The 13536-nt window shown below is 43.9% G+C and carries 10 protein-coding genes; 9 read left to right on the forward strand and 1 reads right to left on the reverse strand.

The genetic code is table 11. From position 1 onward, the window contains the following. Positions 1-86: 86 nt before the first annotated feature. Positions 87-1721 carry a methyl-accepting chemotaxis protein gene (locus KDW99_RS01300; RefSeq protein ID WP_255827535.1) on the reverse strand — a complete coding sequence of 545 codons (1635 nt, stop codon included), beginning with the start codon at positions 1719-1721 and terminating at the stop codon, positions 87-89. Positions 1722-1955: 234 nt separating this feature from the next. Here KDW99_RS01300 and KDW99_RS01305 point away from each other — a divergent pair, with 234 nt between their 5' ends. From KDW99_RS01305 to KDW99_RS01345, 9 genes are all read left to right on the forward strand, one after another. After that, on the forward strand, positions 1956-3194 hold the full coding sequence (locus KDW99_RS01305) for an MFS transporter (RefSeq protein WP_255827536.1): 1239 nt from the start codon (positions 1956-1958) through the stop codon (positions 3192-3194). 126 nt (positions 3195-3320) lie between these two features. Next, the gene (locus tag KDW99_RS01310) at positions 3321-3434 is read left to right on the forward strand and encodes an ACT domain-containing protein (RefSeq protein ID WP_255827537.1); all 114 of its coding nucleotides are present in this window, start codon (positions 3321-3323) and stop codon (positions 3432-3434) included. A 350-nt stretch (positions 3435-3784) separates the two neighbouring features. Then, the gene (gene tagH, locus KDW99_RS01315) at positions 3785-5356 is read left to right on the forward strand and encodes a type VI secretion system-associated FHA domain protein TagH (RefSeq protein WP_255827538.1); all 1572 of its coding nucleotides are present in this window, start codon (positions 3785-3787) and stop codon (positions 5354-5356) included. Beyond that, the gene (tssJ, locus tag KDW99_RS01320; protein WP_255827539.1) at positions 5353-5859 is read left to right on the forward strand and encodes a type VI secretion system lipoprotein TssJ; all 507 of its coding nucleotides are present in this window, start codon (positions 5353-5355) and stop codon (positions 5857-5859) included. The genes tagH and tssJ overlap by 4 nt, the downstream gene beginning before the upstream one ends. Before the next feature lie 6 nt (positions 5860-5865). Beyond that, positions 5866-7188, forward strand: coding sequence for a type VI secretion system baseplate subunit TssK (tssK, locus tag KDW99_RS01325; protein WP_255827540.1), 1323 nt, complete (start codon positions 5866-5868; stop codon positions 7186-7188). A 23-nt stretch (positions 7189-7211) separates the two neighbouring features. Then, a complete protein-coding gene (tssL, locus tag KDW99_RS01330; RefSeq protein ID WP_255827541.1) occupies positions 7212-8534 on the forward strand; it encodes a type VI secretion system protein TssL, long form in 1323 nt (440 codons plus the stop codon). Beyond that, entirely contained in the window at positions 8534-12082 is a 3549-nt protein-coding gene (tssM, locus tag KDW99_RS01335; RefSeq protein ID WP_255827542.1) for a type VI secretion system membrane subunit TssM, read from the forward strand. Before tssL ends, tssM begins: the two co-directional genes overlap by 1 nt. Next, positions 12082-12792, forward strand: coding sequence for a type VI secretion system-associated protein TagF (gene tagF, locus KDW99_RS01340; protein WP_255827543.1), 711 nt, complete (start codon positions 12082-12084; stop codon positions 12790-12792). The genes tssM and tagF overlap by 1 nt, the downstream gene beginning before the upstream one ends. Before the next feature lie 8 nt (positions 12793-12800). Next, the gene (locus KDW99_RS01345) at positions 12801-13535 is read left to right on the forward strand and encodes a PP2C family protein-serine/threonine phosphatase (protein WP_255827544.1); all 735 of its coding nucleotides are present in this window, start codon (positions 12801-12803) and stop codon (positions 13533-13535) included. Position 13536 lies beyond the last annotated feature (1 nt).

Raw genomic sequence — 13536 nt, forward strand, 5'->3', positions numbered from 1 at the left:
CAGGGCTGTTTTAGAGCAGCAAAAAGAAAGGGAGCTTCGGCTCCCTTTCTTGTTTCTATGGATTACTAGCGAAACGGCTATTCGTTTTAAAGTTTAAACTGAGTAACCAGTTTATCAAGCTGAACAGACAGTTTCTGTAAGTTGGTGCTTGATGCAGTCAGTTCATCCGCTATTTCAGACGTTTCCGTTGTTAGCTGGTTAATCTCTTCGACGTTTTTACTCATGTCATTGACCACAAGAGATTGTTCTTCTGTCGCAGTAGCAACCTGAATGTTCATGTCACTGATTTGGCCAATGTGTGCTGTGATTTGCTCAAGAGCCGTGTTTGCTTCATTTGCTTGACCGACTACTGAGTTGCTTTGATCTTGCCCCGTTTTAATTGTGGCAACCGTTTTAGCGGATTGTTCTTGTAGTTGGTCTATCATTTTTTGAATTTCATCAGTGGAAGCGGCTGAACGGCTTGCCAGATTACGAACTTCATCGGCAACGACGGCGAACCCTCGGCCTTGTTCACCGGCGCGAGCCGCTTCGATTGCAGCGTTCAGAGCCAGCAAGTTGGTTTGTTCTGAGATGCTACGGATAGTATCAAGAATGCTACCAATCGAATCTGTCTGCGTGGCTAATGAACCAATATCTGAACTGATGTGATTAATTTCAGTAGACAGTGCTGTTATGCCTTGGCGTGCTTTGGCAACTAAGCCAGCACCTTGATGAGCTTGTTTGTCGGCTTCTTGGGCTGCTCTTGCTGCTTGAGAAGCGTTCTCTGCGATGTTTTCAACGGTCGCGCCCATTTCATGGATTGCCGTGGCAATTTGCGTGGTACGGTCTCGTTCATTTATGCTGTTTGAATGCGTTGCCTTAGCTTTGGCGGCAACATCATTGGCGGTATGGGCAAGCTGGCGAGAGTTGTCTGCTACGTTTTCGATAGCGACGCGAACTTTAGTAATAAACTGGTTGAAGTGCTGAGCGATATCACTAAGCTCATCTTTACCATCAAGGCTCATTACTGTGCCAAGGTCAAGCTTATCACTGGCGCTTGAAATATGTTCTTGTAGATAGGCGACACGTTGGTTAAGGCGGCGTAATACTAACCAAGCCAACAAGACAGAAGCAGAAAGCGCGATGACAATCAAAATGATCATGTCATTTCGGCTGTTTTCGTAATTTGTTTGGCTTTCAGCGTAGGCTTGCTCGCCTTGTTCAAGCAAATCATCTAGTATTTTATTAACCTCTTTACGCATGACACCGTAGCTGTTGGCATACTTTGTTTTGTAGATTTCTTGAGCTGTGGTTAGGTCATTTTTTTCGATTGCCGACAACATTGGCGCTAACTCGTTGCTTTTAACATTGGCAAATATATCAATGACTTTTTGAACTTCTGCGCGCATTTTAGGTGTGACTTGCGCCGCTAATGCTTGATTCAGTGCCATATCCATTTCAGGGATATCTTCTTTACGAGTTTCTTTGACGCGTGTTAAAGCGCCTCTTTCATCCTGCATTGCAGGAATTTCTTGTAGTAAGATGATGTCGATACCAACTCGCATACGTGGAATACGCGAGGCGACTTCTGCCATTGACCTAAGCGGCGCGCTGGTATTTTGAGCGAGTTGTTTGGTTTGTTCTTGGGCATTGGATAAACCGCGTAATCCTGCCCAGCTGATAAGCAAGAGCACTAGGCAAGGTAAGGCGATTACCGAAATGAATTGTGTTTTCAGAGACATTTTATTGAATATCACTATTTGAGACCTGCTGTTAGTTATTTAAATTGCGCATTTACTACGAAGTGAGTTATTACTTCTCGTTATATAGAACAGAATATGTTTTTTTATTATACAAGATAGTTATTTTTAAAGAGCCTATTTTTTGAGCTCTATTATTAATTTTTATATTACATTCCAAAAATGACATTTATAAATATCATCGAAAATCTTATTTAAGAATTGAAGGAGTTTGTATTGGGCAGTACGTTTCGATCTTTATCAAACCCGAACTATAGGCTTTGGTTTGGTGGCGCAGTCATTTCTAATATCGGTACTTGGTTACAGCGTACGGCACAGGATTGGATTGTCATCGCAGAGCTATCGGATAAAAATGCATCAGCCGTTGGTCTGGTTGTGTTTCTACAGTTTGCGCCACAAATTCTTTTATTGCCTATCACTGGCTGGACGGCGGATCGAATGGATCGTCGTAAGCTACTTTTTATCACTCAGTGTTTAATGGCGACGCTTGCTTTGGTATTGGGGTTGTTGGTGTTAAGTGGCCATGTAGTACTTTGGCAAGTATGCGCTTGCGCCTTCGCGCTGGGTTGTGTGGCGGCATTTGATGCACCTGCTCGCCACGCTTTTGTTTCGGACATTGTCAGTGAAAAAGAGCTATCGAATGCCGTTGGGCTCAATTCCGTGTCGTTTAACTCGGCCCGTTTAGTTGGGCCTGCCATTGCAGGGATATTAATTGCATTGATCGGAACTGGTTGGGTATTCATGATCAACGTGTTGTCTTTTATTCCGTTATTAATCGCTCTACAGACATTTAAGAAACGCCTGCCAGCCGCTGTTCCAGACAATAGTAAAGCCACGCCTGATATGGCGAAGTTTTTAGATGGCTTTCGTTATATTTGGCAACACCGTGAGATGGCTGTGATACTGGTGATGTCCTTCTTGGTCTGCAGTTTGGGAATGAACTTTTCAGTGTATTTGTCTGCGATGACAGTGCATGTATTTCAAGGTCATGCGGATCAATACGGCTTCTTAATTTCAATGATGGCGATTGGCTCTATTTCTGGTGCTATGGTGACGGCAAGTCGTCGTTCTTCACCGTCGTTTCGTTTTATGATTTATGTGGCTGCCATGTTCGCTGTGAGCTGTTTTTTGGTGTCAATCAGTACATCGTTTTGGGCATTTGCCGTGCTGCTTATTTTACTTGGGTTGAGTTTGCAGTTATTCACAACGTCAACGGCGTCTTATATGCAGGTGACAACAGAAAAACGTTACCGTGGACGAGTCATGGCGGTAGTTCTCGCAACAGCGTTGGGAAGTACCGCGCTAGGTGCGCCTTTAGTTGGTTGGATTGCCGACTTTTTTGGTGCCAGATGGGCGATTGGTATGGGCAGTTTTTCAGGTGTTGCGGCCGCGTCGCTGGGCTTTTGGTATTTGCGTAGGCAAACTCGAGCTGAATTAGAAAACAAGGCACTTTAGCGGAATGATAAAACTCTAAATGAATTGCAGTCGTCTAGACCGAGTATTTAGTGTATTTTTTATAAATAGCGTCGCGTAAAGCGGTCACTCTTTTGCATAATTCTAAAAAAATTGATGGAGAACATTATGTCACAGCATCTTGTATTGAGTTTTATTGGAGACGACCGTCCAGGCCTGGTTGAGCGTTTGTCCGATACTATTTCACGTCATCATGGTAATTGGTTAGAAAGGCGCATTTAGCAGATGAATTCACAGTATTTTGAACTTATCTGTTCTCTTTGAGCATCAAGCAGTACTTGTTATTGTACTACGTCATTTTGAATAGCTTGTAGTGGCATTGTTAATTAGGCAAGCATAAAGCAACGCTCTCTTAGGGGTCCTCGCTTTGAAAGTTTTGTGTAGGCTTTTGCTTGTAAAATGTAAAGACTACTTTAAAAAAATGAATGATTTGCGGGGGGGTTAGGTTTAATAATGTAACTGATGTTAAAAATATACCCGTATAGAGGTGAAGGTTGAGTGTGGCGCAAAGTGTCTCGGTTCTTCGTTCGTCTTTGATTAGAGCTTTTGTGTTTTTAAAGGGTTAATTATTCATGGATTTGAAGCTTACTGCTCATCAGGGAAAAGAGTTACTAGGTAATCGCGCTAGTGTTTTAGTGGATGCTGATGTCTATTCTGTTGGCCGTGGAAACGACAATTCTTGGGTGTTACCCGATCCTAGACTTCATATCTCTAATAAACACTGTGTGATTCATCGTAAGAATAATGAGTTTCATATCACCGATATCAGCACCAATGGTGTTTATCTAAACGGTTCATCTGACCCTCTTGGACGTGGCCGAAGCCAAGTATTAAAGCAGGGGGATGTGCTAGTGATTGGTGAGTATACTGTCTATGCCGATATGATCGGAAGTGATGCTTATTCAGAAAACTTGGCTGAAACACCAACCCACCAAGAGTTGGATCAAAGTACTATTATTGCGGAAGCGATGCAAGAGGCCGAACCGCGTGATATGAAATTCGCATCGGTGTCTGATGTTGTTAGAGATGCACTAACTCATCCTGACTCTGTCAAAGCGAACCAAGGTTCTCATAAAACGGCGGTCAGTGAGTTAGTAAATTCAAGCGCAGCCCCTACTGGTGCTTTATCATCAGATCCTACAATCAGTGAGCTGCTACGGCCCATTGCGCCAGAAAAAGCCTACTACGTACCGCCTAAAGTACAGTCTGCTGCTCAGCCTGATCAGAAGCATGGCGTTGAGATGCCTCATGCAGAAGATAACAACCATGATGCCATTCCTGATAATTGGCTTGATTTAGTGGCTGGAAATGAAAGTGAAACAGCCGCAGTTCATGAAGAAATGTCTCAAGCTGCAGTATCTGTGGAACAAGCTGAAGGGGTAGAGGTAACGAGCCAAGAGAGTGTTTTGACAACGCAAGAGTTGGGTTCGTTTGAAAACGCGGCGCCGCCAGTGCAAACAGAGGCGCCACTCAAGGCAGAGCCATATATTATGCCTACTGGTAAGTCCTCGACGCAGGCTGTCGCTGAATCAACATCGGTATCTCAAGAGGCATCAGAGGATAATGACTTGTTTGAGCTGATGATGAAGGAAGCAGGGCTTCCTGAGCACCTCTATAAAGGTAAAGATCATACGGAAATGGCACTGCAAATTGGGCGTATGTTAAGACAGTTTGCTCAAGGGACAACGGAAACGTTAGCCACTCGCAATATGGTAAAAAGTGAGTTTCGTTTACAGCAAACGATGATACGCCCCGTTGATAATAACCCTCTGAAACTGTCGCCATCTGGTGATGAAGCTTTGAAAGTCATGTTGATGGCCGATTCGGCAGCATATTTGCCTGCTGAAAACGCGATACAAGAAGGTTTCAAAGACATTCAAGCCCATCAGCTCGCGATGATGTCTGGTATTCAGGGGGCGTTTTCACATTTATTGAGTCGCTTTGAGCCACAAAAACTGGTGCGAAAGTTTGACGCTCGCCCGCGTTATAACAAAGGTCTGCTGGCTCGAGGTAAAACAGATTATTGGCGTGAGTATCAAGATTACTATCAAGATATATGTACGATGATGGAAGACGAGTTCCAAGATCTATTTTCTAATGAGTTTGGTAAAGCCTACGAAAGCCAGTTAAGGAAGTTACGATGAAATCGAGACTTCTAAAGGGAATGGTTCTTAGTTGTTTGTTCTTGATAGGGTGCTCTTTAAATCCATTTTCCGATGCGGATAAAAATGCAGTGACGCTGGAGTTCAAAATAAAGGCGTCAGAGGACCTCAATCCAGACATACAAGGCAAACCTTCACCAATAGAGATTCGCTTGTATCAACTAAACTCTTTAACTGAGTTTCATCAAGCCGATTTCTTCGACTTGTTTACTGAAAAGCCTTTAGCCTCGAGTTTACTGGATACACGAATTTTTATTGTGAAGCCTGGTGAAGAGGTTTTTGTAGACACAGACTTAGACATAAATACACAGTTTATCGGGGTTGTGGCAGGTTATAGAGATTTAGATAACGCTATCTGGCATGACTCCATTCGAGTACGCGATGAACGAGGTTTTTTACTGCGTTTAATCGGTTCCCATAAACGAATGACTTTACAGGCAAAAGCCAGTGAAGATCAGGTTTCCCTAATAGTTGAGCAAGAGTGAATTTGCATGAGTTGGCACAGGAAAGTTGCATGGCAGGAAGGGGCATTCATTCGGCCTCAGCATTTTCAGCAGCAAGATCGTCATTTGGAATGGAGTCTTGCTTCCCTTACGCATCAGTTACACGGTTATGGTTGGGGAATATCTGAATTAGAGTTTGATGTCGCTGCACTGCGTTTAGGGCACTTTGTGATTAAGAAATGTCGAGCATTTCTTCCCGACGGTAGCATCATTGATATGCCTAGTGAAGATGGCATTCCTGACCCCATCGTTATACAAGAGAAAGACGAAGGTCTACTCATATATTTGGCCTTACCTATTTGGCGGGCCGGTGCAAACGATATTGATCGCCAAAATGCGGATGACAGCAATGCGCGTTACCGCCTAAGTCATATGGAAGTACCGGATATCGTTAGCAGTTCTAATACCGCTGCCAGCATCGAGCTTGCCAGTAAAAAAGTGCGCGTTGTTACTGAGCGAGATGGTCCGAAACAGTATTCAGCCATTGCAATAGCTAAAGTAAAATCGGTAAAAAATAAAGCGATAGAGCTCGATGAGCGCTTCATTCCTGCAGCGTTAGACGTGCAGTCGAGTGCAGCCTTAGTCAACATTGTTCGGGATGTTCAAGGATTAGTGCAGAAGCGTACGATTTTGTTGGCAGAGCGTTTGAAGTCTTTAGCTGATGGTAATGGCGTGGAAATGGCTGACTTTTTGTTGCTGCAGATGTTGAATCGGTATCAACCTATTTTAGATCATTACTTAGCAGCAGACGGTGTCCACCCCGAACGTGTCTATCAATTGTTTGCTCAGCTTGCTAGTGAGCTAGCAACATTTACGCATCAAGATAAGCGTTTGGCGTCCGCGCCACCTTATTTTCATGATGATTTGCAAGTAACGTTTGAAAGCTTTGAGCTGTTGTTGCAGCAGCCGTTGAGCTTGCTATTAGATCAAAGTGCCATCCAGATAGAGCTTGAGAACAAAGGCTTTGGTATTCGCATTGGCTATATTCCTCAGCTTGAATCGAGTGCAAGTTTTGTCTTATGCGCACGAGCTGAAATGCCGAATGAGGAGTTACGTCGTCAGTTACCTATGCAGGCAAAAATTGGCTCGATCGAAAGAATCAATAATTTAGTCAATAAGCAGCTGCCTGGTATTCAAATTGATCCTTTAGCCTCTGCGCCTCGACAAATTCCATTTTATTCTGGCGCTGTATACTTCGAACTTAAGACGCAAGGCAAGTGGTGGCAAGATGTTGTTGACAGTAAAGGCCTTGCATTACACGTAGGTAGCCAGTTCCCAGGTATATCCTTGGAACTCTGGGTTATTAAATAACGACTTACAGGAAGAGTTTGAAAATGGATTTTAATGGTAATCGCACCGTCATCATTCCTATGCCTGGCGGGCAAACTTCCCTTTCAGAGCAAGCACCCTCTACAAGTGCGCAGGGCGACGTTAATTGGTCAGGGTTGTTTGATGACCCTGAAAAATTCACGTGCTCAGGGCTTAATCGCTTAGAGAGTTCTGCATTTAAGTTGCTGTCTTTGGTGCCTGCTATTCGTAAATCTCAAACCAATCCTAGCTTGGCTTTGTTACGTCAACAGATTGTTGAGGAAATAGAGATATATGAAACCTCCGCTCGTAAAGCGGGGATCGATGCTCGTACAGTGATGATTGGTCGCTATGTTTTATGCACGGTATTAGATGAGGCTGTATTGAATACCCCTTGGGGTGGGCAAAGTGATTGGCAAAATGATTCATTACTAAGTCTATTTCATAAAGAGACATGGGGCGGTGAAAACTTCTTTGTCATGCTGGAGAATCTTGAGAAAGATCCGGCAGGAAATATAGATCTGCTTGAGTTGATGTATGTCTGCCTTTCGTTGGGCTTTGAAGGGCGCTATGCCGTTGAGGAAGATCGTGCTGGTAAGCTTATGCAAATCAGGTCACGCTTGTATCGGTTAATCAGTACTCAGCGTAAGGACCCAGCACGATACCTTTCAGCAAACTGGCAGGGTGAAAGTATGAGTAATCAAGGGCTGCGTCGGTTTGTGCCGTTGTGGGTCTTTGTTGCTGTGCTTAGTGGTGTCTTAGCACTACTTCTGTTTTTTCTACTGTATGCTTTAAATCAGTCTTCTAATCCGCCTTACCACCAGCTTACTAGTTTATCTGAACAGACGGTTACAACGCTGGATCGTCCGCGCATTATTGATGTCTCGGCACTGCAGACGCTTCGAAAATTCTTGAAACCTGAGATAGCACAGGGTTTGGTTAAGGTGGAAGAGCGCAATGCCAATGTACGAATAATCATGCAAGGTGATTTATTTTTCCGTTCAGGCAGTGCCCAACTGACGTCTAAATACGACTCTCTGGTGAGGCGAGTTGCTCAAGCGTTACTTGAGGTCGAAGGTTCTGTATTGGTAGAAGGTCATTCCGATAATCAGCCGATCAACACACTTCAATTTCCATCAAATTGGCATTTATCGAAAGCTCGAGCGGAAGCGGTAGCAACTGAATTGCGCGACTATACAAACGAAAGTCAACGCTTTAAGTCTGAAGCGAAAGCCGACAGTCAACCCGTGGCAGATAACAGCACCCGTGATGGTCGAGCTCAAAATCGTCGAGTAGAAATTGTTTTGCTTTCCAATGTGATTTGGCGTTCCCAAGGAGGGAGTAACTAATGCGTTTTATGACGTCATTCCTACGTCTTTTTAAGGGCCTATTGTGGCTGCTTGCACTGGTTATTGTTGCCATATTGATATGGTTTGTCCTGCCGATGATCAGTATTGGTGGCAGTACGCCTTTTGGGTCATCTATGACACGTATCGTCGCCATAGCGTCTATGTTTGCTATGGCGGGGGCCTACAAGCTGAAACAATATATTGGTCGTAAGCGAAATAATGCTGCAATGGCCAAAGAGATGACTGAAAAGTCAGATGTTCCACAAGCAGCGGTTGGTGAGGCAGAAGTCGCTGAGCTGAAAGGTAAATTCGAGTCTGCTCTAGAAGCGCTTAAGAAGGTAAAAACCAAAGAAGGCGGACGAGGAAGTTATTTATATGTTTTGCCTTGGTACGCGATTATTGGTCCGTCAGGTGCAGGTAAAACGACCGCTCTATTAAACTCAGATTTACACTTTCCGTTAATGGATTCTGTTGGCGCATCGGTAAAAGGCGTGGGTGGTACCAGAAACTGTGACTGGTGGTTTACTGATGAAGCTGTCTTACTGGATACAGCAGGGCGTTATACGACTCAAAATAATCAAAGTGAGTTAGATGAGGCTGAATGGAAAGGCTTTTTAGGGTTGTTGAAAAAGTTTCGATCTCGTAAGCCGATTAATGGTTTGATCGTCTCTTTTCCCGTGGATTATTTTTTAAGATTGCCTGAATCTGAGTTGATTGCTCACGCTAAGTTTATTAAGCAGAGAATCCAAGAGTTCCAAGAAACCTTTAAAATTCGTTTCCCTGTCTACGTCACGCTCACTAAAAGTGATTTAATGCCTGGTTTTAGTGAGTATTTTGATGATTTAGGTAAAGAAGATCGAGCTCAGGTGTGGGGTATGACATTCCCTGTCAGTGAAGATCAAGAACAGGATGTTGTGCCTGATTTCTTAACCGAATACCGTACTTTGCAAGAGCGAATTCAATCGCGAGAGTCTAGCCGACTGCAGGCAGAAAGTGATGTCAATCGCCGCGAGCTAATCTATGTTTTTCCTCGTACATTAGGGTTGCTGCAAGCACCTATTGCGACCTTCTTGGGCGAAATATTTAAACCAACACGTTATGAAACGCAACCTTTGTTACGTGGTGTGTATTTCACTAGTGGTACACAAGATGGTACGACGCTTGACCGCGTCATTAGCTCATTGGGGGCGAATTTCGGCCTTAAGAGCGATGCCTCATCCCATCGTGCTGGCAAGGGCAAAGCATACTTCTTGCATAACTTAATGGCAAAGGTGATTTTCAAAGAGTCGGGTCTTGCAGGCGTTAATATTAAACAAGAGCGACGTATGTTGTGGGTGCATTTGGCCGCTTATGGTGTCTCAGCATTAATGGCATTAGGGCTCTCCAGTTATTGGATCTATAGCTACTTCGATAACAAGCAGCTGATTGTGCAAGTGGAGCAGGACATTGCGGCAGCGCAGGATGAAATTAGCAATATCAGTGCTTACGATCATAACCTGATGGCGCCTCTGCCAGCGTTAGATAAGGTGCGCAATATTACGACAGGTTATGTTGATAAAGATGCTAGTCGTCTGCAGTCGGTATTCCAAATGGGCTTGTATCAAGGTGATAAGCTGGGTCAAGAGGCGATAGAGGCTTATAAACAGCTGCTTTATAAAAGTTTCTTGCCTCGTATTATGGCGCGCTTGGAAGAGGCTATGTATCAAGAGCGAAGCAGTGCAGATGCACTTTATGAAACATTGAGGGTTTACTTGATGTTATCTGACTCGCAGCATTTTAACGCGGATGTGGTGAGTGGATGGTTTGAGCGGGATTGGCAGAAAAGTTTGCCCAATGCTCGTCAGCATGAGCTGATTAACCATTTGCAAGAGCACTTGAACGCCTTAATGGAATTTATGCCTGGTCTTCCGGCGCTACAGCCTAACGAAGAGCTGATTGCTAGTGCGCGTACTATTTTAAGTAAACAACCGCCTGCGCGTCGTTTTTACGCACATCTAAAACAAGATGGTTTAAATAACCCTGAACTGGGTGAGTTTCGATTGGTAGACGCTGTTGGCGCGGATTCTATTTATTTATTCCGTTTTAATAATGGGCAGAAGCTTACGGCAGGCATTAATGGATTTTATACGGGAACTGCGTATCAGCATTACTTTATTAAACAGCGCCATATCCTGATTCAGGATCAACTTACTGATGAGTGGGTGATGGGGGATGAGTATGGTTTATCAGCCGTTGGTGCCAATGGCGACCGATTATTCAGACAAGTGGAGCGTTTGTATTTAGAGGATTATTTGTCTCATTGGCGTGGCTACATTGAAAGCATAGCGTTTAAGCCAGTGCGTACTAACCAAGAAAGCCTGTTGCTTCTAAAGCGATTGTCTCGTGATGACTCCCCCCTGATAGGGTTGTTGCAAGGTATTAAAAAGCACACCTCCGCTGAAGCGTTCTCTGTGTTGTCAACAGAGTCAAAAGAAGGCGTGATGAACAATGTTTCATCGGTCTTAACGTCAATTAACAATAAAGCGCCTGTAGAGCAATTTGAGAGACCAGAAAATCCAGTTGTTACGTACTTTAAAGACCTTAATTTAATGGTTGAGGCTAGTGAAGGGAGCGCTCCGCCAATTGATGAAACACTTAAGCTTTTGGACGAGCTGTATGTGTATATGAGTGCAATGGATGGCTCTTTAAATCGAGGTAAGGCGGCTTTCCAAAATACGTCTGATCCTAATGGACCTTCTGCTGTCCTGCGTGAAATAGATGTAGAGGCTTCTCGTTTCCCTCAGCCATTAGCCGGTTTCATTGGTCGCGTGACCGATAATGCTCGCCGATTAACGACCACTGATGCAAAAGGTTATATGGAGCGTCGTTGGGAAAATGATGTGGTTCAACAATGTAAAGCGATGATTGAGGGGCGCTATCCGTTTGACAAATCCAGCAAAAGAGAAGCCACATTGGATGATGTGAGTGCTTACTTTGGCCCAAGTGGAATTGTAGAAAGTTATTTTGACGAAGTGATGATTGATTATGTCGACACGACTCGCCGTCCTTGGCAGTGGAATACTACGAATGGTATTAGCCTTGGCTTTTCCGATGAGGTGTTAACACAGCTTGAAACAGGCCGGGTGATTCGAGATACCTTTTATCGTAACGGGCACCCCAATCCAAATATCAACTTTGAGTTGAAGCCTATCAGCATGGACAAGTCTATTTTGCGGATGAGCTTAACAATTAATGGACAGCAAATGACCTATGCGCATGGTCCTCAACGAGGGAAGCGCTTTCAGTGGCCTGAGTCTGATGGGCATGCTGAGCGTGGTTTGGCTCGTTTAGTCATTGTCACAAGTGATGGTCAAGAATCGATTACTGAACAAGGGGATTGGGCGCTGTTTAAGTTATTTGATCAGGCTAAAATTCGACGTGTTGACAGCGAGCGTTACCTGCTTGATTTCACCCTTAATAACACTTATTCAGTCTCCCTTGAGTTACGTGCTGGGAGTGTTTATAACCCGTTTCTAATGTCTGAATTACAGCAAGTGAGGTGTCAATAATGTCAGCCCTAAAAGTAGGTATATATGGTAAGGTGCCTGCCCATCCAGATTTTATATCTGACACCCTTCATGCCGACATTTCTAATGAGCTATATGACTGGGCACAAACGGTTATGTTTCATAGTCGTGAAAAAATGAGCGAGAGCCAATGGCTTCCAGCTTATTTAGTGTCGCCAATTTGGCGCATGGTTGTTCCAAAAAATGAGCAACGTACGCACGAATGGGTGGGGGTTATGGTCCCCAGTGTTGATGCTTTAGGGCGATATTTTCCACTTTTTATAGTATTTGAAACAGAGTTCAAGTCGTTGACAGTCGAATGGTTGTTTAAGGAATGCACTGATCTGTTTAAAGTCATGGAAGAGGTGGCTATGAGTGCGCTACAGCAGCAACTTAACTTTTCACAACTTAAAAGACTTTTAGCTAATAAGCTTGAAGGCTTTAACTTTGGTCAAAAGCTAGTGTTACCAAACTCCCTAAATTCTGAAGCATTGGAGTTTAGTTGTGAACAACCTACCACGTCTAATGATGCATTTTTACAGCGGTCATTGGTGCAGTTAGACGGCGTTCTTTTGTGGACTTTAAGTGATATCAATAAATATCAAAAACCATTTTTTAAATGCCGTGATTTACCAATACCAAGCGAATATGAGTTTTTGTTAACTGGTACAGCAGCAAGTATTCAAAGTAAACATAAAGCAATGCAAAGCTAAGGTTAACTATGACTAAGCCAAGTTGGACTGGGCACGGACAAACTGACATTGGACCACTTCGTAAAGAAAATCAGGACAGCCTAACGGCTCTTGATCAGATTGGCGTTTGGTGTGTAGCCGACGGAATGGGCGGCCACAAAGAAGGTGGTATCGCCAGTCATTTGGCCACGCAAAGTCTTGAAGGCTTACAGCGCCAACAGTTCACCTCTATTGAACAAGTGGCTCAAGCGGTTAAAGACACGATTCATGAGGTGAATCAGTCTCTTTGTGCTATGTCCAGCAGTTTTTATGAGCAGGAGGTTATAGGAACAACTATCGTCATTTTAATTATTCATGGTCGCCAAGCGAAGGTGTTATGGGTGGGTGACTCTCGTCTTTATCGCATGAGAGATTTGGCATTTGAATTAATGACAGAAGACCATACTCAGTTTCAAGAATTGGCCAATCAGGGTGTCTTAGAAATGTCGAACTCTGGTCACCCTAGCAATCATATGTTAACCAGAGCGCTGGGTGCGAGCGCCTACTGTGAAATTGAAGAGCTCGATATTGAGCTAGGCGACAGTGATATCTTTATGATGTGTAGTGATGGATTGTCAAACATCATTAGCCAACTTGAGATGGCAAAAATTATTTATTACAGCGAAGACAAAAACCGAGCCGTAGCTAACTTGATCAACATGGCCATAGCAAAGCAAGCGACCGATAATGTCACTGCTTTAATTGTAGATAAAGAAGGGGCGTGAC

The organism is Marinomonas rhizomae, assembly GCF_024397855.1.
GTDB lineage: Bacteria > Pseudomonadota > Gammaproteobacteria > Pseudomonadales > Marinomonadaceae > Marinomonas > Marinomonas rhizomae_A.

Coding starts and splice junctions, on each gene's coding strand:
- KDW99_RS01300 (WP_255827535.1), bottom strand. CDS start 1,721: ATGTCTCTGAAAACACAATTCATTTCGGTAATCGCCTTACCTTGCCTA.
- KDW99_RS01310 (WP_255827537.1), top strand. CDS start 3,321: ATGTCACAGCATCTTGTATTGAGTTTTATTGGAGACGACCGTCCAGGC.
- tagH (WP_255827538.1), top strand. CDS start 3,785: ATGGATTTGAAGCTTACTGCTCATCAGGGAAAAGAGTTACTAGGTAAT.
- tssJ (WP_255827539.1), top strand. CDS start 5,353: ATGAAATCGAGACTTCTAAAGGGAATGGTTCTTAGTTGTTTGTTCTTG.
- tssK (WP_255827540.1), top strand. CDS start 5,866: ATGAGTTGGCACAGGAAAGTTGCATGGCAGGAAGGGGCATTCATTCGG.
- tssL (WP_255827541.1), top strand. CDS start 7,212: ATGGATTTTAATGGTAATCGCACCGTCATCATTCCTATGCCTGGCGGG.
- tssM (WP_255827542.1), top strand. CDS start 8,534: ATGCGTTTTATGACGTCATTCCTACGTCTTTTTAAGGGCCTATTGTGG.
- tagF (WP_255827543.1), top strand. CDS start 12,082: ATGTCAGCCCTAAAAGTAGGTATATATGGTAAGGTGCCTGCCCATCCA.
- KDW99_RS01345 (WP_255827544.1), top strand. CDS start 12,801: ATGACTAAGCCAAGTTGGACTGGGCACGGACAAACTGACATTGGACCA.